This is a genomic window from Deinococcus misasensis DSM 22328 (assembly GCF_000745915.1).
GTDB classification, from domain to species: Bacteria; Deinococcota; Deinococci; order Deinococcales; family Deinococcaceae; genus Deinococcus_C; species Deinococcus_C misasensis.
Genome location: NZ_JQKG01000001.1, coordinates 39,389 through 59,393, shown reverse-complemented (window position 1 = coordinate 59,393; position 20,005 = coordinate 39,389). Strand labels below are relative to the sequence as shown.

The following is a 20,005-nucleotide window of genomic DNA, read 5'->3' as shown; positions in this document are numbered from 1 at the left end:
GCTCTCGGCTCTCGGCTCTCGGCTCTCGGCTCTCGGCTCTCGGCTCTCGGCTCTCGGCTCTCGGCTCTCGGCTCTCGGCTCTCGGCTCTCGGCTTACAAAGTCAGAATGTCCGCCCCTTTGGAGGTCACTGCAATGGTGTGCTCAAACTGCGCTGACAGGGAGCCGTCTGCGGTCACCACGGTCCACTGGTCGGCCAGCAGTTTGGTGGCGTAATGTCCAGCGTTGATCATGGGCTCGATGGTGAACACCATGCCTTCTTTCAGGCGGGTGTTGTAGGTGCTGTTCAAAGAACGGGATTTGGGCACCCAGTGGGGAATGTCTGGCTGTTCGTGCAGTTTCTTGCCGATGCCGTGCCCGATGTACTCGCGCACCACACTGAAGCCTCTGGATTCGGCCAGTTCTTGAATGGCAAAGCCAATGTCTTTGATGTAAGAACCGGGCTTCACAGTTTTGATGGCTGCTTCCAGGCACTCTCGGGTGGTCTCCACGAGCTTCTTGGCCAGAGGAGACACATGCCCCACGGTGTAGGTGTAGCAGGCATCGCCGTAGTAACCGTTCAGTTGCACGCCGATGTCCACGCCCACAATGTCCCCTTCGCGCAGTCGGTAAGGGCTGGGGATGCCGTGACAGATGCCTTCATTGACGGCCACGCAGATGGTGTTGGGAAACCCACGGTAACCGATGTAGGCCGGAATGGCCCCTCTGGAACGGATGAAATCCTCTGCGATTTTGTCAAGTTCAAGCAAACTGGCTCCGGGTTGGACATAAGGTTCAAGGTGGCGGAAGGTTTCGGCCACCAGTCCTCCGGCTTTGCGCAGTGCTTCGATGTCATTCTGGTTTTTCAGCGTGATCCGCGACATAACGCTTTAGATTACCAGAGTTTGCTTTTTTGAAATGGTCGTTCAAGTGAGTGCACAGGGGCACTGCAAAGTCCTGCTTTTGGCATGTCATTTGAGAAAGCGTTCAGCCATCAGCAGTCAGCGGTCAGCAAAAAAGGAATTTCGTCTGCAAGTCCACAAGAAAACCTCTTGAGAAATCCTGTTCTGACAGAGACCTCAGGTTTTCAAGCATCAAAAGCCAGAGCTTCAGGGTGATCTTTTCGCTGAAAGCTGATGGCTGAGTGCTGACCGCTTTCAGACACCCTTGCATCCAGCGTCCTCCTTTGCCTAAACTGAATCCCCGTGAAGCCCATCCCTGTCCTGCTCGGTCCCACCGCCAGTGGCAAAACCGCTCTGGCCTTGCAACTGGCCCGGCGTTTTCCCATCGAAATCCTCTCTGCGGATGCCATGTTGGTGTACCGTGGCATGGACATTGGCACCGCCAAACCCACCCTGGCAGAGCGTCAGGAGGTGCCCCACCACCTGATCGATGTGACAGAGGTGCAAGAAGATTACGATGTGGCCCGCTTCGTGCAGGATGCAGAGGAGGCCCTGCAACAGATCGTGGACCGCAAACGGATTCCTCTGGTGGTGGGTGGGACCGGCTTTTATGTGAAAGCCCTCAAGCAGGGCTTGCCCCTGACCCCCAGAGTGGATGAATCGGTCCAGCAAACCCTGTGGTCTGAACTGGAAACCCGCGGTCTGGATGCCTTGCTTTCAGACATTGCACAGGTGAATCCAGAGGAAGCCCTCCGCATGCAACGCAACCCCAGAAGGGTGGTGCGTGCTCTGGAGGTGTTCCGCAGAACCGGCAAATTTCCCGGTGAGTTCGGGTACACCACGCCAGGGTTCGAGTACCAGCTTTTTGGGCTGTCACCTGCCTTGCCAGAGCTGGAAAAACGCATCGCCTTGCGTGTGGAGCAGATGTTTCAGCAGGGTCTCATTCAAGAGGTTCAAACCGTGATGGCAAAACTGGGTCCAGCAGCACGCAGGCCCACCGCGTTGCAGGCCATTGGTTACAAAGAAGTTCTGGAAGGTCTGGAAGCCGGAGAGATCGAAAAAACCATGCAGGACAAGATCGCTCTGGCCACCAGACAGTACGCCAAGCGCCAGCTCACCTGGCTGAAAACCCAGTTGCACACAGAATGCCAGCCCTTTCCTGAAGTGGAAAAAGCTCTGGAATGGTTTTTGACAAGTTGGGTGTAAAACAGCAGTTTACAGGAGAAGACAGGGAACCCCTCTGGAATGGAGCAGAGGGGGTTCTCATTTTGGGATTCCTGATGCTGGGCGAGGCACGCCTCGCCCCTACATGTGTTTTTTTCACCAATGCAGATATGGTGTTGGTGCCCTCTCTTGACATGACCTGCTTTGGGCGCAGCACGCTGCGCCCCTACATGTGTTTTCCAGATTTCTCAACGCAGAGACGGTGTTTTTTGCCCTCGGCCCTCGGCTCTGGGCCCTCGGCAATGCCCATACCCTTCTGCCTTCTGCGCTACCCCACCTCCGCATGACCCAACCCTACTTGTGTCATTGTGTTATAGTTATGATACAATGACACAAGACAGGAGGTGATCCCCACAGCATGCTGCAACTCAGGGTGGACCCACACAGTGGCATCCCCATATACCTGCAAATCCTCAGCACCATCAAAGACCACATCGAGCATGGCATCCTGCGTCAGGGAGACACCCTCCCCACCGTGCGCCAGTTGGCCACCGAACACCGCATTGCCCCCAACACCGTCATGAAGGCGTACAGCGAACTGCAACGGGAAGGCATCATCGAATCCAGACCCGGTGTGGGCACCGTCATCACCGCATCCAGCAACCAGAGGCAAGACCTGCAACTGCAAAGCGCCAGACAGGCTTTTCAGGATGCTGCTTTGCGCCTCAAACGGCTCGGGGCCAGCCTTCCAGAGATCCATTCCCTGCTCACCCAAACCTTTTCGGAGGACGTATGACCCAACTTCTTTTGTCTGCCCGTGAATTTGAAACCCCATCCCAGAGCACGCAGGCATTCCTGGTCAGCCTTCAAGGGCTTTCGGTTCGGGACCGCAAACACCTGATTCTGGAAGACCTCTGGCTGGATTTGCCCGCCGGACAGACCACCGCTTTGCTGGGTCCCAACGGTGCAGGAAAAAGCACCCTGATGCACACCCTGATGGGCCTGATTCCTCCCAGTGCCGGGCAGGTTTCCCTGTTCGGGCATGACATCACCACACAAGGGATCGAAGCCCGCAAACGCACTTTCCTGATCAGTGACAGCATCGGATTGATGGAGACTTTCACCGCTCTGGAGCACTTCGATTATGGTCAGGATGTGCGCCCGACATGGGACCAGAGCCGGGCTCTGGAGGTGGCCAAGCAATTTGGTTTGCCGCTCCATCAACCTGCCCGCAAGCTCTCAAAAGGACAAAGGATGGGACTCAGGGCTGCATTTGCTTTTGGAGCACAGCCCGAGTTGCTGCTCCTTGATGAACCCACCAACGGCCTCGATCCAGAGAACCGCTCTAAATTTCTTTCCCTGATGGTGGATTTTGTTGCAGAGGGGGGCACCGTCCTGATTGCCACCCACATCCTCAGCGAAATAGAGACCATCGCAGACCGTCTGGTGATCATGAAACGCGGCACCCTCCTGATGCATTCGGAAATGGAAGACCTGCGCCAGCACCGCAATTTGCTGCACATCAACTTTGACCGGGAACTCGCGGAGCACGAACAGGTCCGTTTGCGCAACCTGCCCGGCGTGTACAAAACCACCCCCAGAGGTCGCAGCTTGACCCTGCACGTCCGTGGAGAGGTTTCCTTGCTGTGTCAGATGGTGGAGCAGGAATTTCCAGTCCTGAACCTGCACATTCAACCGCTCACTCTGGAACAGATTTACAGTGAAGCGATGGGAGGGCACCTGTGATTCGCATGAAACGCCACGAAATCAAACAAATACAACCTGTTCTGGTGATTGCTCTCGTGCTCATGGTCCTCGCGGGTCTGGGTGGATTCTGGACCATTGAGCCGTTTGGCACAACCCATTTGCAGCAACAGCAACAGGGATTCTGGATTCTGTCGATGCCGATCCTCTCCAATTGGTTTCATCAATTTGGACCCTTTTTGATGAACAGTCTGGCCATGGTTCTGGCTCTGGTTCTGAGTGCTCAAGTGGGTCAATTGCGTTTTCAGGTCATGCAACCCATTTCCAGAACGGATTTGTTGTGGGGTCAGGTGAAAACCATGGCTCTGGTGTTGGGGGTGATGGCCATCGTGGGGACATTGTGGTCGGTGATCGGTCAGGAGGGTCTCTTGAAATGGGGTCTGGTGCCTTTCAAGAGCATGGTTTTGTTGTGGATGACTTCTCTCACCTGGGGGGTTTTGACCCTCGGGGCTTTGGTTTCCTTGAAGTTCCCCCAATATGTGGGGTATGGCGTTTGCATGATGGGCATGGTGTTTTTTTACATGGTGGCCCAGAGCATGGATGAAATGTCCCTGTCTCCCATTTACCTGATGCAGGTGGTGGTGCCTCAAGAGGTGTATGGAGAGGGCCTCAAGCAAGAAGCCACCCTTGCCATTCTCGCGTCGGACGCATACAAACACAGCTTTGTGGGAGATGCGAAACTGTTGTGGGCTTTGCTTGCTCTGGGTGCAGCTTGTTTCATGGCCCAGTGGGGATTCAACCGCCGCAAACTGTTCTGAATGAAAGCATTTGACAGAGAAACAAGAGGTTGATGCTTGAGGTCGTGTTGTTTGAAATAGAAGGATTCTTTTGAATCCTTCTATTTCACTGTTCAACGCAGTAAAGCCTGTTGCCTATAACCAGAGGGGAATGGTCCCCTCTGGTTTTGATTTTGTTTTTCCATCTGTTTTCTGAGCAGAACAGAAATCTGTTATTGTGTTCTCAATGAAACAAATTCCAGACCCCGCATGGCTGTTCGGACGGGACCCCACACCCGGCATCGTCGGTGTGTGGGCAGACTGGAAAGGGCAGGCTCTGGTCTGGCAAAGGCATGCTCAGGGATTGCGTCTGGAAAGAACCACCTTCGCCCCATGGATTTATGCAGACCACTTGCAGGATTTGCAGCTCTCGGGTTTTCCCTTTGAAGAGGCCAGAGAAGAACGCCCACAAGGGCGAATCACTTTTGCAAAGCTGCCCGGTGCAGAAGGCAGCTCAAGGTTTTTGTTGCAGTGCACGGATGGTCGCACCTTGCGCAATGCCCTGTTGCAAGGGGCCTCCAGACGGCTCGGGCATGCGGTGCGTCACCTGTCCGACCTGCCCGATTATTACACCATGGCCCCTCTGGACCAGTACCTGATGCTCTCTGGGCGCACCTATTTCAAAGGGATGCAGTACTCGGACCTTCACCGCATGCAGATCGATCTGGAAACCACCAGCCTGAGTCCAGAGGACGGCCAGATTTTCCTGATTTCGGTCAAGGACACCAGAGGTCTGGAACAGGTGCTTGAACACCCCAACGAAAAAACCCTGATCGAGATGCTGAACCAGACCATCGTGCAGCACGATCCAGATGTCATCGAAAACCACAACCTGATGGGTTTTGATTTGCCTTTTTTGGTGCGCCGTGCAGAGAAACTCGGGGTGAAATTGCTGTGGGGCAGGGAAGGGGCACCTCCAGAGCTGTTTTCGTTCAGGCACATGGACAGCACCCGTTACAGTGTTCCGGGGCGTGAACTCATTGATACCCTTGATGCGGTGCGCAGGCATCAATTTGTGGCCCGAGACATGACCAGCCAGAGGCTCAAAGATGTGGCCAGGTATTTTGGGGTGGCTGGACCGGAACGGGTGTACATCGCTGGCGAGAAAATCCACCAGACCTACCTGACCGATCCAGAGCAGGTCCGCAAGTACGCTCTGGACGATGTGCGCGAAGTGGAGGCCATCTCCAGACACCTGATGCAGCCTGCTTTTGCCCTCAGCCAGATGGCCCCGAGGAGTTATGAAAGGGTGGCTTATGCCGGAACAGCCACTGGCATTCTGGAACCCATGATGGTCCGGGCTTACCTGCAAGAAAGCCGGGCGTTGCCCTGTGCAGGCCACGATCCCTCGGGTTCGTCCCATGAGGGAGGGGCTGTTTACCTGTTTCAGGCCGGTTTGGCCCGCAATGTGGTCAAGGCAGACATCTCTTCCCTGTACCCGTCCATCATGCGGCAGTTCAGGATTGGTCCACGTTGTGATGAATTGGAAGTGATGGCCTTTCTGGTGGATGAACTCACCCGCAGGCGTCTGGAGCACAAAGCCCTTTCCAGAGGGAATTCACCTGAGGCCCACAACCACCATGCTTTGCAGGCTGCCATGAAACTGGTGATCAATTCAGCTTATGGATACCTCGGGGCAGGGAAGATGGCCCGTTTTGCAGACCGTGAGGCCGCAGACCAGATCACCGCTCTGGGTCGGGAAATTCTGGGTCTGGTGCTGCAAGAACTCTCGGATCGGGGCATGGCCCTGATTGAAGCAGACACCGATGGGGTGTTTTTTTCCCTGCCAGAGCACTGGACCGAACAGGACGCAAGGGCTCTGGTCTCCAGCATCAGCGAAACCTTGCCAGAGATGATCCACCTGGATTTTGAGGGCTGGTATCCTGCCATGTTCAGCCATCAGGTGAAGAATTACGCTTTGCTCACAGCAAAAGAGGAGTTGGTGCTCAAGGGGGCCTCCCTGCATTCAGTGCGCTCTGAGGCTTACGGGTTTCATTTCTTGCAGCAGGCGCTCAGGGCGGTTTTGCAAGAAGATGTGCTGTCGGTGCATCAGGCGTACATGGATACCATCGAACAGTTGCGGGCCAGAAAAATCAAAACCCGCGATGTGGCCATGCGGGTGCGCCTCACCAAATCCGCCAAAGAGTACCTTCACAAACGCCATGAGCGCAAAGAATCCCCTTATGAAGCCATGCTGGCCTCTGGCCGGGAAAGCTGGAGCAAAGGAGAACGGATCCTGATGTACCAGAGTCAGGGCAAGGTGCCTCGGGTTTTGCTGCAAGACGATCCCCGAGATTACGACATCCCGCATTACACAGATGCTTTGCGCAAACATTACGCAGAAAGGCTGTCCAGTGCTTTCTCCAGAGAGGACTTCGAGGTGGTATTCCCCTCGGGCAGGCAGGGTCGGTTGTTTGAACGGGCTTTGCAGGATGTGACCGTTTTGCAGATTCCTTACGGATCTGTAACAGACGAATGAACCTGAATCAAAATGCACCTTCGCTTTTGTTTTTGCTGGTGGCCACAAAAGGATGCCTGAAAACCTTGTGAACAGTTCAACTTTTGATCGTGTTCGCTTTCCAAAAAGCAGGATGAGGCGCGAATATTCATGCACATCAATGGTCTTTTGTCCCCAGCAAACTCCTTGTACTTGGACCATGAAAACGCTATAATCCCTGCGATTGATGAAGAGAAGCCAGCGCACCATTCTGCTCACTGTCGGTGCACTTCTGGTCGGTGCAGGGGCGTATTATGCCATGAACACTGCACTGGACCTCTATGCACAGCGGCAGATTCAGGGCGACCTCTTCAACACCCTTGAGAAACAACGGATTTCCCTCGGGCAATTTCTGGTGCAGTGGGATGGCAGCAGCCTGAAAGTCACCCACGCTCTGGCCCCCGAGCGCACCCTGTTCTCCACCCTGCCCCATCAGGGCTTCATTGCTGCAGCCATCGGAGAGGAAACCGTCACCCATTCCAGAGGGTCTTTTTCCATCACCGACCAGCGGTTCAACACCTGCCGGGACCAGACCCTCAAGCAGGTGGTGCACAATGGCGGTTATGCCCTGTTTCAGGGGAAACTGCGCTGTGCTGGAGGCGGGCAGGTCCCCTACGAACTGGCCTTTGCATTAAAAAGCAACAGCCAGTTGGGATTCAGCATCAAAGTGCAGGACCCGAGGTACAACCGCCTGTATTTCACTTACGCATCAGAGCCAGACGAGCGGTTTTTTGGTTTCGGCGAGCAGTTCTCCAAACTGGACCTGAAAGGCTCAAGGCTGCCCATTTTTGTGCAGGAACAGGGCATCGGGCGCGGATTGCAGCCCCTCACTTTTGGGGCCAACACCGTGGCGGGTGCAGGTGGAACTTGGGATTCCACCTACATCAGCGTTCCGCACTACATCACCAGCAAAATGCGTTCCATGATGCTGGAAAACAGTGAATACATGGTGTTTGATCTGCGCAAAAAAGATCGGGTGCATGTGCAGCTTTTCTCTGGCGAGATGCACGGACAGATCCTGTATGGAGACACCCCCACCCAGTTGATCAAGGCCTACACGCATTTCATCGGTCACATGCGAGAGTTGCCTGCATGGCTCACCAAAGGGGCTGTGATCGGCATGCAGGGAGGCACCCAGAAAGTCCGTGAAGTCTGGGGCAAACTGAAAGCCATGGGCACCCCCATTTCTGCCTTCTGGTTGCAAGACTGGGTGGGCCAACGCAACACCAGTTTTGGCAAGCAACTCTGGTGGAACTGGGAGTTGGACCAGCAGCATTACCCGGACTTCAAATCCCTGACAGTGGACCTGAAAGCCTCTGGCATCCGCACCATGGGTTATTTGAACCCATTTCTGGTGGACACTTCCAGAAAACCGGGCGTGCAGCGCAACCTTTATCAGGAAGCCCTCGAAAAAGGTTATTTTGTGCGCAACGATGAAGGCGAGCCTTATTTGCTCCAACAAACCGACTTCAAAGCAGGTCTGATCGATTTCACCAATCAGGATGCCAACCGCTGGCTCATGGATGTGGTCCAGAAAAACCTGATCGATCAGGGCTTCTCAGGCTGGATGGCCGACTTTGGCGAAGGGTTGCCTTACGATGCCCGCATGTACTCGGGGTCCTCGGGCAAAGTGAACCACAACCTGTACCCCGTGATGTGGGCGGTGTTCAACCGTAACCTGATTGACCAGCAGAAAAACCCAGAGGAATATGTGTTTTTCACCCGCTCGGGCTTCACAGGCAGCCCTTACTTTTCTTCCCTGTTCTGGACCGGAGACCAACTGGTCAGTTGGGACGACAAAGACGGCATCAAAACCGCAGTGATGGGCCTCCTGAGCAGTGGATTCTCGGGTTTCAGTTTCAACCATCCAGACATCGGTGGATACACCACCATCAAAAATCCCCTCCAGAGCTACACCCGCAGCAAAGAACTGCTGTTGCGCTGGATGGAACTTTCGGCCTTCACCACGGTCTTTCGCACCCACGAGGGCAACCGTCCAGAGGACAACGTGCAGTTTTATTCTGATGATGAAACCCTCAAACAGTTTGACCGCATGGCCAAGGTGTACCGTGCATGGGGTTTTTACCGCAGCCAGTTGATTCTGGAAGCTTCCAGAACCGGGCTTCCAGTGGTGCGCCACATGTTTTTGCAGTTCCCTCAGGACCCCAAAGTGCTGGACATCACTTACCAGCAGTACATGGTGGGTCGGGATTTGCTGTTTGCTCCGGTCCTCAACCCCGGCCAGCAAGAAGTGGATGTGTACCTCCCTGCTGGAACCTGGACTGAAGTGTGGACCGGAGAGGTGTTCCAGTCTGCAGAAGGCCAGAAAGTGACCGTCAAAGCCCCACCCGGTTACCCTGCAGTGTTTTACCCTGCAGGTTCACGGGTGGGTGAAAAATTCCGGGCCAACCTGAGCAAGTTGAACCTGATGCCTCTGGAAGCCTTTCAGGACCCCTGTTTGTCGTCTACTCCGGTTTGCCTTCCCTGAGCCTTGCAATCTGGTAAGGGTTGGCCTCTTGAAGCTCTGGGGGCAAAAGGCTGTCCGGGAGGTCCTGAAAACAGCTCAGGCGCGTAAACCTCAAAATGGCCCGAGTGCCCACCGAAGTGCTTCTCGGGTCTGAAGTGGCGGGATGAGGCCCACCATGGACCATCGCAGCGCAGACCTCCACGCCCGTTGGGAAACCATTGACCACCACCCGTCCAGCCCGGTTTTGCAGTGCAGGCAAAAGGTGCTCCAGAGCAGGCAAATCTGCATCTGCAATGTGCGCCGTGGCGGTCAATTGGCCTTCCAGCCTATGCAGAATCTTTTCCACTTCAGCAAGATCCTGATAAACACACAGTACCGTGCTGGGACCAAAAACCTCGTTTTGCAGGCTGTCTTGCCAGTTTGCGGCCTCCACCAAAAACACCTGTGCAGCCACCTCACCTGCCCCTGAAGCCAGCACCTTCACGCCCTCCAATTGGCCATGGATTTGTGTGCCTTTCAGGTAATGGTCCTGAATACCAGAAGTCAGCAGATGATGGGCTCCAGAGCCTTCTACCAGCGTTTTCAGGGTGTCCAGAAACACCTGCGAACCTGCCGGAATGAACACCAGACCGGGATTGGTGCAAAACTGCCCAGACCCCAGCGTGAAAGATCCAAAAAGCCCCTGTGCCAGTTGCTCTGGCCGTTCATGCATGGCTTCAGGGAAAACCACCAGAGGGTTGATGCTGCTCATTTCGGCGTAGACCGGAATGGGTTCAGGGCGGCTCTGGGCCAGCTTCAAGAGGGAGAGTCCCCCTTGCCTTGATCCGGTAAAACCAATGGCCTTGACTGCAGGATGGGTGACCAGCTTTTCCCCGATCTGGTTGTCTGGTCCGTAAATCAGGCTGAAGACCCCCTCGGGCAGCTTGCATTTTTGCACTGCCCTTGAAATGGCCTGTCCGGCCAGAAATCCGGTTTTCGGATGGGCATTGTGGCCTTTGACAATCACCGGGCAACCTGCGGCCAGAGCACTTGCAGTGTCCCCACCGGCCACCGAAAAAGCCAGCGGAAAATTGCTCGCCCCAAACACCCCCACCACCCCGAGCGGCGTGTACATGCTGCGGATGTCCGGTCTGGGAGGATTGCGCTCTGGCAGGGCTGGATCAATGCGGGCATCCACCCAGCTTCCGTCTTGCACCAGATCGGCAAACATCTTCAGCTGGGTGGTGGTGCGGGTCAGTTCACCCTGCATGCGGGCCATGGGCAGGGCGGTTTCCAGATGCCCGCTGAGGGTGATTTCCTCGCGCAGGAGTTCCAGTTCTTCAGCAATTTGCCTCAGGAACTGGGCTTTCTGGTCTTTGTGCAGCTTTCCATAAGGCAGAACTGCGGCCCTGGCCCGTTCAAACACCTGTTCCAGTTCTGCTGCAGATGTGAAGGGAACCCCTTCCAGACGCTCCCCACTGACCGGGTTGATGCCGTGAATCACGCGCCCACCACAGGCCGGTTTTCCAGAGCGGTTTGCAACAGGCCTCTGGTGTATTCGGCCTCCTCTGGGGTGAGTTCCAGTCTTGGGGGGCGCACCCGGGCCGATCCCATGCCGACCTTCTCCTGCACAAACTTGATGTACTGCACGAATTTGAGCACGGTGTCCAGCCTCAGGAGGGGCAGAAACCATTCGTAGATTTTGCGGGCTTCCTCCCACTGGCCCTGCATCGAAAGGTCATACAGGCGCACGGATTCCTCTGGGAAAGCGTTGACCAGACCGGCAATCCATCCGGTGGCCCCTGCTGCGACTCCTTCCACCAAAAGGTCATCCACCCCCACCAAGATGGTCAAACGGTCTTGGAGCAGGGCACGGATGGCCGTCACCCGGCGCACATCTGCGCTTGACTCTTTGACCGCCACCAGATTGGGGTGGTCTGCACACAACTCCGCCATTTCTTCAGGCAGAAAGTCGGTTTTGTAGGCGATGGGGTTGTTGTACAGCATGCAGTCCAGAGAGGTCGCCCCAATCACGCTTGAAACGTGAAATTTCATCTCTTCCCACGAAGAGGAGTACACGTAAGGGGGAAGCACCATCAGGCCCTGACAGCCCACCCTTTCGGCTTCCTGCGCCAGTTGGACGGCTTCTCTGGTGGAGAGGGCCGCGATGCCTGCCACCACAGGTTTGTCTCCTGCAGCTTCCACACAGGCTTTGAGAATCTGCACTTTTTCATCAAAAGTCAGGGTGGCACTTTCCCCCAGAGAACCCAGAGCGGTGATGCCCGTGCAGCCTTTTTCCAGCATCCACTGGATGTGGGATTTCAGGAAATCAAAATCCACAGAGAGGTCTTCGTGAAAAGGGGTGGTGATGGCCGGAATGACGCCTTTGAAATTCATGGTTGTTCCTCCAGAAGCAAATCTTCAAGTGGGGTGGCGAAAAGGGGTGGGCGGATTTGCGGGGCATCGAAGCCCAGCAAGTGTTGGCAGATGGGTCCACAGGTGCGACCCTGACAGGCCCCCATCCCCAGACGGGTGTGAAGTTTGGCACTGCGCCAGTCGGTGTGTCCCTGCACTTCAGCAAGTCTTACATCCTCGCAGCGGCAAATGATGGTGTCTGAATCGGCCAGTTGTTGAAGCTCTGGCCTGAGGGCAAAAGCAGTTTTCAGGGTGCGAACAAAACGGTGTGAAGCTTGCAGCCTCGGGACCAGTGAAAAGATGGGCTGTCCAGTTGCAGCCAGACCTGCCACCTCACCTTCCAGAAGGGCTTTGTCCAGACCCCCAATCCCAGTGATTTCTCCTGCTGCGTGGATGTGGGCAACAGAGGTTTTTCCGGTGTCATCCACCTGCACGAAACCTTGATCCAGACGGCACCCGAGCTGCACAGCCAGTTCAAGATTGGGAACCAGGCCATATCCCACAGCCAGCAGGTCACACTCCAGTTCAAGGGTGCGTTCACCACTCTGGTATTGCACCTTCTCCAGTTTTTCAGTGCCCAGAGCGGCTTTCACGTAAGCATTGGAGGTGTACCTTGTGGCAGCAATTCGGCCCAGCCCGGCTGCCTGAAGCAGTTTGGAAGCGGTCAGGGACTTCAGGAAAGGGGCAAGCTGTTTTGGAGGTGCCTGCTCCAGAATCCGAACCACCTGTGCTCCTTTCTGAACGGCCAGAGCCGCAACCGCCAGCAGCAATGGCCCCGAGCCTGCAATCACAATGCGTTTTCCTGCCACATCCAGACCGCTTTTGATCATGGCCTGCAAGCCCCCTGCCCCGACCACTCCCGGCAAAGTCCAGCCCGGAAAGGGGAGAAGCAGTTCTCTGGCTCCAGTCGCCAGAATCAATCTCTCAAAATGCAGCTTTTGTCCTGCCACCAGCAGGGTTTTGTCATCCAATACACCTGTGATTGGAGCACCAGAGAGGACCTGAACGTTCTCTGGAAGCTTTAAGCCTTCCTTCTCGCGCCAGATCTGACCTCCAATTCGAGGATTGTCGTCCAGCAAGGTCACCTGACAGGCTCTGGAGGCGGCTCTTGCGGCAGCAATGCCAGCGGGTCCTGCGCCAATGATGAGGAGGGAATTTGTCGAGGGCAGAAGGCTGAAGGCAGAAGGGATAGAGCAGAAGGCAGAAGGCTGAAGGCCAAGGCCTTGCGGGAATTGCTTTGCTTGAGAAGAGGACCGGTTTTTTTCATGTGGCGAAAGCGTAAGCTCTTTTTTGCCTTCTGCCTTCTGCTCTCGGCCTTCTGCAACTTCCTCAAGCAATGTTTGGCTGCTCAGCGAATCTTTGCCTTCTGCTGTCTCCACCTCCATCCCTTCCTGCACTGTCACCTGACAGCTTTTCTGCACCCTCCCATCCACCAGACACCTGCACTCATAACAGACGCCCATGCCACACAAGGGGCCTCTGGGTTTTCCAGAGACACTGGTTCTGACGGTCCAGAGCCCCTGATTTTGCAGTGCCGCCAGCACAGAAATGCCAGCTCTGGAATGGATTTTATGACCATTCACACGCAGCTTAGGCATGGTGCACCTCTCGGGTCGGGAGGTAAGGGGCAGGGTTGATGGGGAAATTGGACTCGGTCACAAAGGCATGGACCAGTTCAGCGGTTCCCAGAGAAGTGGTGATGCCCAATCCTTCATGTCCTGTGGCCAGAATCAGTCCTTTTCTTGCAGGATATGGGCCGATCAAAGGAAGGCTGTCCGGGGTGGCTGCACGGTACCCGGTCCAGATGCGCGTCACCAGGGCTTGCCTGAGGTCAGGCATGAAGTGGGTGGCCCTTCGCAACATCCGGCCCAGAATGTCAAAATCCACCCGTTTGTCCGGGGCCTCAAACTGCCTGCTGGACCCGATCAACACCTGTCCGGTGCTTCTGGGCTGTACATTGAAAGCCACGCTGTCTCTGGAGACCCCGTGGGCACTTTTCAGGTAAGAAAGCTCGACCAGTTGATGGTGCACAAACCCTGACATCCGGTCGGTGATGGCCAGATGGCCCTTTCGGGGACGGATGGGCAATTCAGGAAACAGTTCAGCGCTTTTGACACCCGCAGCCAAAACCACATGACGAGCGTTCAGGGTTTCGCCAGAGGTCAATTTCACCCCATGGTCCAGCACTTCGGAGACTTCACAGGTTTTGACTTCTGCCCCCGACAGTTCCAGCAGGAAAGCGGCCATTCTGGGCGGATAGACCACGCTGTCGTTTTTCACCAGCAAGCCACCCTGAAGCCCAGAGCGCAGGTGGGGTTCGATGTTATGGAGCTGCTGGGCTCCAATCAAATCGGCCCTCAAACCCCGTTCCAGATAACCGGCCTGCTTGCGGGTTGCACCGTCCATTTCCTCATCGTCTTCGGCCACCCAGAGGGTTCCTGTGTGTACCCGCTCTGCGTCTTCAGGAAGGTCCAGACGGTCCCACAGCGTTTGCGAGAAATGGGTCAGGGCAAACTCGGGCACGTTGTCGTCCATCACCACAATGTGGCCCATTCCTGCAGCAGTGGCTCCGCCTCCCATGCAGGAGGCTTCCAGCACCAGCACTTTCAGGCCGCCTTGTGCCAGACGGTGGGCGCAGGCTGCACCCACGATGCCTCCTCCCACCACCAGAGCGTCCCACATCAGTTCAAAATCCCCCAGCAGAAAGGATCCAGTTCATCCAGCACCAGCACGCCTTTCATGTTCACAAAGGCGGTTCCGGTGATGGAGGGCATCACCTGACCGTCCTGCAAGCGGTAAGACCCTTCAAACACACTGCCGATGATGCTTTCCTGTTTCCAGATTTCTCCTTCTTGCAGTTTCCCATCGGCTTGCAAACAGGCCAGTTTGGCACTGGTTCCGGTCCCGCAAGGGCTGCGGTCATAGGCTTTTCCGGGGCACAGCACGAAGTTTCTGCTGTTGGCAAGATCGCTCGGGCCAAAAACTTCAATGTGGTCGATGGTGGCCCCATCCTTGCCAGAGATCCCGTGTTTTTCCAGAGCCTCACGGACTTTGCAGGTGAATTCGGTCAATTTTTCCAGATGTTGGAATTCCACTGCAACAGGGCTGTCAGAAATCAGGAAAAACCAGTTTCCACCGTAAGCCACATCACCAGTGATGGTTCCATGCCCTTCCACCTCCACTTGGACCTGTTTCTGGTGCCGATGTGCTGCAACGTTTTGCACGGTCACCCGTCCATCTTCATGCAGGATGGTGCGGACCTGCCCAACCGGGGTGTCCAACAGGTGGGTGCCCGGCCCAATTCTCCCCATGTGCTGCAAAGTGCGAATCACACCAATGGTCCCATGCCCGCACATCCCGAGCACCCCCACATTGTTGAAAAAGATCACACCTGCAACGGCTTTTTCATCTTCTGGAGGCAACAGCAAAGCCCCTACAAAAGTGTCAGAGGCTCGGGGCTCATTGCACACGGCACGCCGAAAGGGATCATGCTGGGTTTTGAACTGCTCGCGTTTCTCAAAAAGCGAACCTGTGCCCAGATCTAAAGGGGCATCCACAACCACCCGTGTGGGTTCGCCGCCTGTGTGGGAATCGATGAAAGCCACTTCCATTTGACCTGCCTCCTTGCTGTGCATGGATGTCGAGGACCATTGTAGGGGCGAGGCGTGCCTCGCCCTTGCCCAGAGTTCGCTGTCTGTTGTGAAATGTGAACCACCTGCTGACTGCTGATGGCTGACGGCTGCTTGAAGAACTGCTTCACATTAACCCTGCGATTGAGGTACTGTCTTGTAGAAAATGGACCCCAAAGTTCGTGGTTTGATACAAATCCCCCTCCCTGCACTTGAAGCGATTTTTGACCGCACGCCCGACACCGTGTTTTTCGTCAAAGATCCTCAGGGACGCTACCTGTCAGTCAACCAGACTTTGTTGGAACGGGTGGGATTTCGCTATCCGCATGAACTGATCGGCAAAACCCCCATCGAGGTGTTCCCGGCTTCTCTGGGTGCAGGTTTTGCAGAGCAGGACCAGCAAGTGCTCTCTGGCGAACCCCTGTTTGACCAGTTGGAACTCCACCTGTATGCATCAGGAGGAGCAGGATGGTGCATCACCCACAAGTTTCCCCTTCAGCATGAAACAGGGGAGGTTTGGGGAATGGTCGGGATTTCCAGAGACCTCGGGGTTCCAGACCTTTCAGGGAGTGTGTATGCAGAGGTGGCGAAGGCCGTGCAGCACATTCAGAACCAGTACATGGAGCCCCTGACCTTGCAAGACCTTGCCGATGTGGCAGGCATCACCGTGAACAAACTGGAACGCCAGATCAAAAAGATTTTTGGCATCGCCACCTATCAGCTTTTGTTGAAGGTCCGCATCGAACAGGCGGCCAGATTGCTCAAAACCACCAGAGACAGCACCGCACAGATTGCTTTGTTGTGTGGATTTTACGACCAGAGCGCATTTTCCAAGCAGTTCAAGGCAGCCCTCGGGATGACGCCCAGCCAATACCGTGCCCACCACGCCTGAAAGACTTTCTGAAACATTTGCAAAATCAAAACGCCTTGCGACCTCTGGAACAAGGTTGTATGATCTTTTAAGCTTTGTAACAAAATGGTGGGGGTAGACTCAAAACGTGGGCAAGAAACGCACCAACAAAGGACGCATCCGGGCGCATGTGTTCACCTTTCTCGGGATTTTCTCCGCACTGATTGGTGTGGGCATGCTGGTCACTGGTTATTACATTCAAGACGTGATGATGCTGTTTGGCGCAGCGTTTCTGGTGTGCTGTTATGGCATCATGCAATACCGCTCCTCAGATTACTGAGCCCAAATAAAACCAACATCAAAAAAACCGCTCTGGAAAATCCCAGAGCGGTTCTTGCTGATCAGGTGAATCAAGCTTTGATCACCGAGAGTTTGCCCCCTTCAACCTCGGCGACAAAGCCAGAGAGGTCGTCAGAGAAAGCCACGTCCACCGAGAGGGTTTCTTCTGAGATGGTGTCTTTGAAGGCTTGAGCAGCTTCCAGCATGTCTCCAGAGAAATTCAGGGTCAGTTTGATGCGGTCAGAGACTTCCAGCCCAGCGTCTTTGCGTGCGTTCTGTACACTCCGCACGATGTCACGCATCAGGCCTTCCAGTTCCAGTTCGCGGGAGATCTGGGTGTCAAATGCCACCAGATAGCCCTGATCTTCCAGAGCAGCGTAACCCTCTGGGGATTTGGCATCGACCAGAACCTCGTTGGGTTGCAGTTCAAAGCGCACCCCATCGGCCTCCACTTCAAAGGCGAGGTTGTCCCGGACCATGCGGGCCACGTAACTGGCGTCCGCCTGATCGAGGGCTTTTTTCAGCAGTGGCACCTGTTTGCCCACCTTCTTGCCCACCACAGGCAAGTTGGGTTTCAGGGTGTACTGCACGAGGTCGGCGTACTGGTCCAGCAACTCGACCTCTTTGACGTTCAGTTCTTCTTTGATCTGCTCGGCAAAACGGCCCAGAGAGGCGGTCTGGTCTTTGCTTCTGGCACGCAGCAGCACTTTGGGCAGGGGCTGGCGGTTCTTGATGTTGTTCTGACCCCGCACCGCACGGCCCAGAGCCACCACGCGGATCACAGCGTTCATTTCGTCCACGAGCTGGCTGTTCTTCAGGCCTGCATCGGCTTTGGGCCAGCTTGCAAGGTGCACGGACTCTGGAGCGTCACTGTTCACGGACAGCACAAGGTTCTGGTACAGCACCTCTGCGATGAAGGGGGTGAAGGGGGCGGTCAGGTGGGTCACGGTCACCAGAGCCTCATGCAAGGTGGCATAAGCGGCAAGGTCCACGCCGTCCGACTTCCAGAAACGGCGGCGGTTGCGGCGCACGTACCAGTTGGAGAGGTCCTCGACCACAAATTCCTGAATCAGGCGTCCAGCGGTGGTGGGGTCGTACCCGTCCAGAGACTGGGTGACCTTCTCGATCACCTCTTGCAGTTGCGCGATCATCCAGCGGTCCACCTCGGGGCGGTCCTGAACGGCAGGTGCATTTTTCAGGTCAGGCTGGTCCAGATTGGCGTACATCACAAAGAAGCTGTAGGTGTTCCAGAGGGTCAGCAGGTAATTGCGCAAGGCTTCTCCCACCAGACCCGGACCGAAACGGCGGGAAAGCTCGGGTGGGGCAGAGGTGTACATGTACCAGCGCACCGCGTCGGCACCAAAGCTGGAGAACATCTCCCACGGGTCCACGATGTTCCCTTTGCTCTTGGACATCTTGAAGCCCTTTTCATCGAGGATGTGGCCGCAGCAGATCACGTCCTTGTAGGTCACCGAATCAAACAGCATGGTGCCGATCTGGTGCAGGGTGTTGAACCAGCCACGGGTCTGGTCGATGGCCTCCGAGATGAAGTCTGCGGGGTAACGCTCATTGAAAACTTCTTTGTTCTCAAAAGGATAGTGGTACTGGGCAAAAGGCATGGCTCCAGAGTCGTACCACACATCAATCACGTAAGGGACGCGCTTCATGGGTTCGCCCGACTCGGGGTGGTACAGCACGATGTCGTCCACAAAAGGACGGTGGGGATCGAAGTCCGGGCTGTTGGGATCCACGGCACCTCTGGACAGTTCGGCCAATTCAGCGTAGCTGCCCACCACGTAATTCTTGCCGGATTCGGTTTCCCAGACCGGCAGGGGAGTGCCCCAGAAACGGTTTCTGGAGAGGTTCCAGTCCACGAGGTTTTCCAGCCATCCGCCGTAACGGCCATTTTTGATGTGCTCGGGGTGCCATCCGATGGTCTGGTTCAGCTCGATCAGGCGCTCACGGTACTTGGTGTTGGCGATGAACCAGCTTTCGGTGGCGTAGTACATCAGGGGCGTACCGCACCTCCAACAGTGGGGGTAACTGTGGTTGAAGTTCTGCAATTTCCACAGGAAGCCTTTCTCTTTCAGATCACGATTGATCTGGCTGTTGGCGTCCCGGAAGAACACCCCCTGCCATGGACCAAAGCGGTGTTTGCCTTCGTTGTCCACACCCACAATGACCGGGAATCCGTAGTTGCGGGCCAGACGCAAGTCGTCCTCACCGAACGCAGGTGCGGTGTGAACGATGCCGGTACCGTCGCTGTCTGAAACGTAGGTGTCCAGACCCGAGAACCACACAGGCTTGCCTTCTCCTTCTGCTTCGTAAGCTTCAGAGTAAGGTGCACTGTAAGCAATGCGCTCCAGTTCAGAACCTTTGAAGGTTTTGACCACTTCGGATTCTTCGCCCAGCACTTTGTTTTTCAGGCTGGCCGCCAGAATGACCACTTTTCCAGCCTCATCTTTGGCGGCCACATATTCAAACTCGGGGTGGATGGCCACGCCCACGTTGTAAGGAATGGTCCAAGGGGTGGTGGTCCAGACCAGAAAAGCCGAGCCCTCGGGCAGGCCCAGAGCATCGGGTTCTTTCAGGTCAAAAGTCAGGTAGATGGAGGGGTCCTGAATGTCTTTGTAGCCCTCGCTCACCTCGGCGTTGGAGAGGGTGGTGCCGTCTTTGGGGCAGTAGGGGGCCACACGGAAGCCCTTGTACAGCAGGCCCTTGCTGTTCAGTTCTTTTAAGGACCACCAGATCGACTCGATGTAGTCCTTGTTCAGGGTCATGTAGGGGTTGTCAAGGTCCAGCCAGTAACCCATCCGCTCGGTGAATTCGCGCCATTTGTCCTCGAAGACAAACACGCTGTCGCGGCATTCCTCATTGAATTTGGCGATGCCGTATTCTTCCACTTCGCGTTTGGAACCCAGACCGATGCGTTTTTCCACGCCCAACTCGACCGGCAGACCGTGGGTGTCCCATCCGGCTTTGCGGGGGACATGGTAGCCCTGCATGGTCTTGAACCGGGGAAACAGGTCCTTGTACGCCCGGGCCTGCACGTGGTGGATGCCGGGGGTGCCGTTTGCGGTGGGTGGCCCTTCAAAGAAGGAGTAAGTGGGCTTGCTGGGGTCTTCAACGGTTTTTTTGAAGACTTCTTTTTCCTGCCAGAACTTGAGGACACCTTCTTCAAGTCTGGGGAAACTGGGGTTGGATTCTACGGGTTTAAACATGTTGGGTTGCTCCTGTGAGGGGGAG

General features: G+C 55.6%; 15 protein-coding genes. 8 read left to right on the top strand and 7 right to left on the bottom strand.

The features are described from left to right. Positions 1–93: 93 nt before the first annotated feature. The gene (gene map / locus Q371_RS00255) at positions 94–861 is read right to left on the bottom strand and encodes a type I methionyl aminopeptidase (protein WP_034334645.1); all 768 of its coding nucleotides are present in this window, start codon (positions 859–861) and stop codon (positions 94–96) included. 321 nt (positions 862–1,182) lie between these two features. Between map and miaA the strand changes: the two genes are divergently transcribed. From miaA to Q371_RS00225, 6 genes are all read left to right on the top strand, one after another. Next, positions 1,183–2,085, top strand: coding sequence for a tRNA (adenosine(37)-N6)-dimethylallyltransferase MiaA (miaA, locus tag Q371_RS00250; protein ID WP_034334643.1), 903 nt, complete (start codon positions 1,183–1,185; stop codon positions 2,083–2,085). 376 nt (positions 2,086–2,461) lie between these two features. Continuing rightward, positions 2,462–2,839 carry a GntR family transcriptional regulator gene (locus tag Q371_RS00245; RefSeq protein WP_034334640.1) on the top strand — a complete coding sequence of 126 codons (378 nt, stop codon included), beginning with the start codon at positions 2,462–2,464 and terminating at the stop codon, positions 2,837–2,839. Continuing rightward, entirely contained in the window at positions 2,836–3,789 is a 954-nt protein-coding gene (locus Q371_RS00240) for an ABC transporter ATP-binding protein (protein ID WP_034334639.1), read from the top strand. The genes Q371_RS00245 and Q371_RS00240 overlap by 4 nt, the downstream gene beginning before the upstream one ends. A gap of 5 nt (positions 3,790–3,794) precedes the next feature. Further along, positions 3,795–4,565, top strand: coding sequence for a hypothetical protein (locus tag Q371_RS00235; RefSeq protein ID WP_157442414.1), 771 nt, complete (start codon positions 3,795–3,797; stop codon positions 4,563–4,565). 205 nt (positions 4,566–4,770) lie between these two features. Next, positions 4,771–7,062 (top strand): DNA polymerase domain-containing protein, encoded by a 2,292-nt coding sequence (locus Q371_RS00230; RefSeq protein WP_034334636.1) that lies wholly within the window; start codon positions 4,771–4,773, stop codon positions 7,060–7,062. A 205-nt stretch (positions 7,063–7,267) separates the two neighbouring features. Continuing rightward, complete coding sequence (locus tag Q371_RS00225) at positions 7,268–9,568, top strand: alpha-glucosidase (RefSeq protein ID WP_051963015.1); 2,301 nt, start codon at positions 7,268–7,270, stop codon at positions 9,566–9,568. Here the strand turns inward: Q371_RS00225 and Q371_RS00220 are convergent. The 5 genes from Q371_RS00220 to Q371_RS00200 are packed head-to-tail and all read right to left on the bottom strand — an operon-like array spanning position 9,546 to position 15,576. After that, positions 9,546–11,030 carry an aldehyde dehydrogenase (NADP(+)) gene (locus tag Q371_RS00220; protein WP_211253782.1) on the bottom strand — a complete coding sequence of 495 codons (1,485 nt, stop codon included), beginning with the start codon at positions 11,028–11,030 and terminating at the stop codon, positions 9,546–9,548. The two genes, Q371_RS00225 and Q371_RS00220, sit on opposite strands and share 23 nt — an antisense overlap. Next, positions 11,027–11,923, bottom strand: a complete 897-nt coding sequence (locus Q371_RS00215; RefSeq protein ID WP_034334633.1) for a dihydrodipicolinate synthase family protein — start codon at positions 11,921–11,923, stop codon at positions 11,027–11,029. Before Q371_RS00215 ends, Q371_RS00220 begins: the two co-directional genes overlap by 4 nt. After that, the gene (locus tag Q371_RS00210) at positions 11,920–13,539 is read right to left on the bottom strand and encodes an FAD-dependent oxidoreductase (protein WP_084571134.1); all 1,620 of its coding nucleotides are present in this window, start codon (positions 13,537–13,539) and stop codon (positions 11,920–11,922) included. Before Q371_RS00210 ends, Q371_RS00215 begins: the two co-directional genes overlap by 4 nt. Beyond that, positions 13,532–14,623: an NAD(P)/FAD-dependent oxidoreductase gene (locus tag Q371_RS00205; RefSeq protein WP_034334631.1), complete on the bottom strand. Its 1,092-nt coding sequence runs from the start codon at positions 14,621–14,623 to the stop codon at positions 13,532–13,534. The genes Q371_RS00210 and Q371_RS00205 overlap by 8 nt, the downstream gene beginning before the upstream one ends. Then, positions 14,623–15,576 (bottom strand): proline racemase family protein, encoded by a 954-nt coding sequence (locus tag Q371_RS00200; protein ID WP_211253781.1) that lies wholly within the window; start codon positions 15,574–15,576, stop codon positions 14,623–14,625. The genes Q371_RS00205 and Q371_RS00200 overlap by 1 nt, the downstream gene beginning before the upstream one ends. A gap of 160 nt (positions 15,577–15,736) precedes the next feature. Between Q371_RS00200 and Q371_RS00195 the strand changes: the two genes are divergently transcribed. Then, positions 15,737–16,462 carry a helix-turn-helix domain-containing protein gene (locus tag Q371_RS00195; RefSeq protein ID WP_051963014.1) on the top strand — a complete coding sequence of 242 codons (726 nt, stop codon included), beginning with the start codon at positions 15,737–15,739 and terminating at the stop codon, positions 16,460–16,462. Between the two features lie 106 nt (positions 16,463–16,568). Beyond that, a complete protein-coding gene (locus Q371_RS00190; protein ID WP_034334627.1) occupies positions 16,569–16,760 on the top strand; it encodes a hypothetical protein in 192 nt (63 codons plus the stop codon). 70 nt (positions 16,761–16,830) lie between these two features. Here the strand turns inward: Q371_RS00190 and ileS are convergent, their stop codons facing one another. Continuing rightward, positions 16,831–19,980: an isoleucine--tRNA ligase gene (gene ileS, locus Q371_RS00185; protein ID WP_034335217.1), complete on the bottom strand. Its 3,150-nt coding sequence runs from the start codon at positions 19,978–19,980 to the stop codon at positions 16,831–16,833. Between the last annotated feature and the right edge of the window lie 25 nt (positions 19,981–20,005).

What these genes read in the sequence shown, in the direction of transcription:
- Q371_RS00225 (WP_051963015.1), top strand. Translation starts at nt 7,268, where the DNA reads ATGAAGAGAAGCCAGCGCACCATTCTGCTCACTGTCGGTGCACTTCTG.
- Q371_RS00210 (WP_084571134.1), bottom strand. Translation starts at nt 13,539, where the DNA reads ATGCCTAAGCTGCGTGTGAATGGTCATAAAATCCATTCCAGAGCTGGC.
- Q371_RS00200 (WP_211253781.1), bottom strand. Translation starts at nt 15,576, where the DNA reads ATGCACAGCAAGGAGGCAGGTCAAATGGAAGTGGCTTTCATCGATTCC.
- Q371_RS00195 (WP_051963014.1), top strand. Translation starts at nt 15,737, where the DNA reads ATGGACCCCAAAGTTCGTGGTTTGATACAAATCCCCCTCCCTGCACTT.
- Q371_RS00235 (WP_157442414.1), top strand. Translation starts at nt 3,795, where the DNA reads ATGAAACGCCACGAAATCAAACAAATACAACCTGTTCTGGTGATTGCT.
- Q371_RS00245 (WP_034334640.1), top strand. Translation starts at nt 2,462, where the DNA reads ATGCTGCAACTCAGGGTGGACCCACACAGTGGCATCCCCATATACCTG.
- Q371_RS00230 (WP_034334636.1), top strand. Translation starts at nt 4,771, where the DNA reads ATGAAACAAATTCCAGACCCCGCATGGCTGTTCGGACGGGACCCCACA.
- Q371_RS00215 (WP_034334633.1), bottom strand. Translation starts at nt 11,923, where the DNA reads ATGAATTTCAAAGGCGTCATTCCGGCCATCACCACCCCTTTTCACGAA.
- Q371_RS00240 (WP_034334639.1), top strand. Translation starts at nt 2,836, where the DNA reads ATGACCCAACTTCTTTTGTCTGCCCGTGAATTTGAAACCCCATCCCAG.
- map (WP_034334645.1), bottom strand. Translation starts at nt 861, where the DNA reads ATGTCGCGGATCACGCTGAAAAACCAGAATGACATCGAAGCACTGCGC.
- ileS (WP_034335217.1), bottom strand. Translation starts at nt 19,980, where the DNA reads ATGTTTAAACCCGTAGAATCCAACCCCAGTTTCCCCAGACTTGAAGAA.
- Q371_RS00205 (WP_034334631.1), bottom strand. Translation starts at nt 14,623, where the DNA reads ATGTGGGACGCTCTGGTGGTGGGAGGAGGCATCGTGGGTGCAGCCTGC.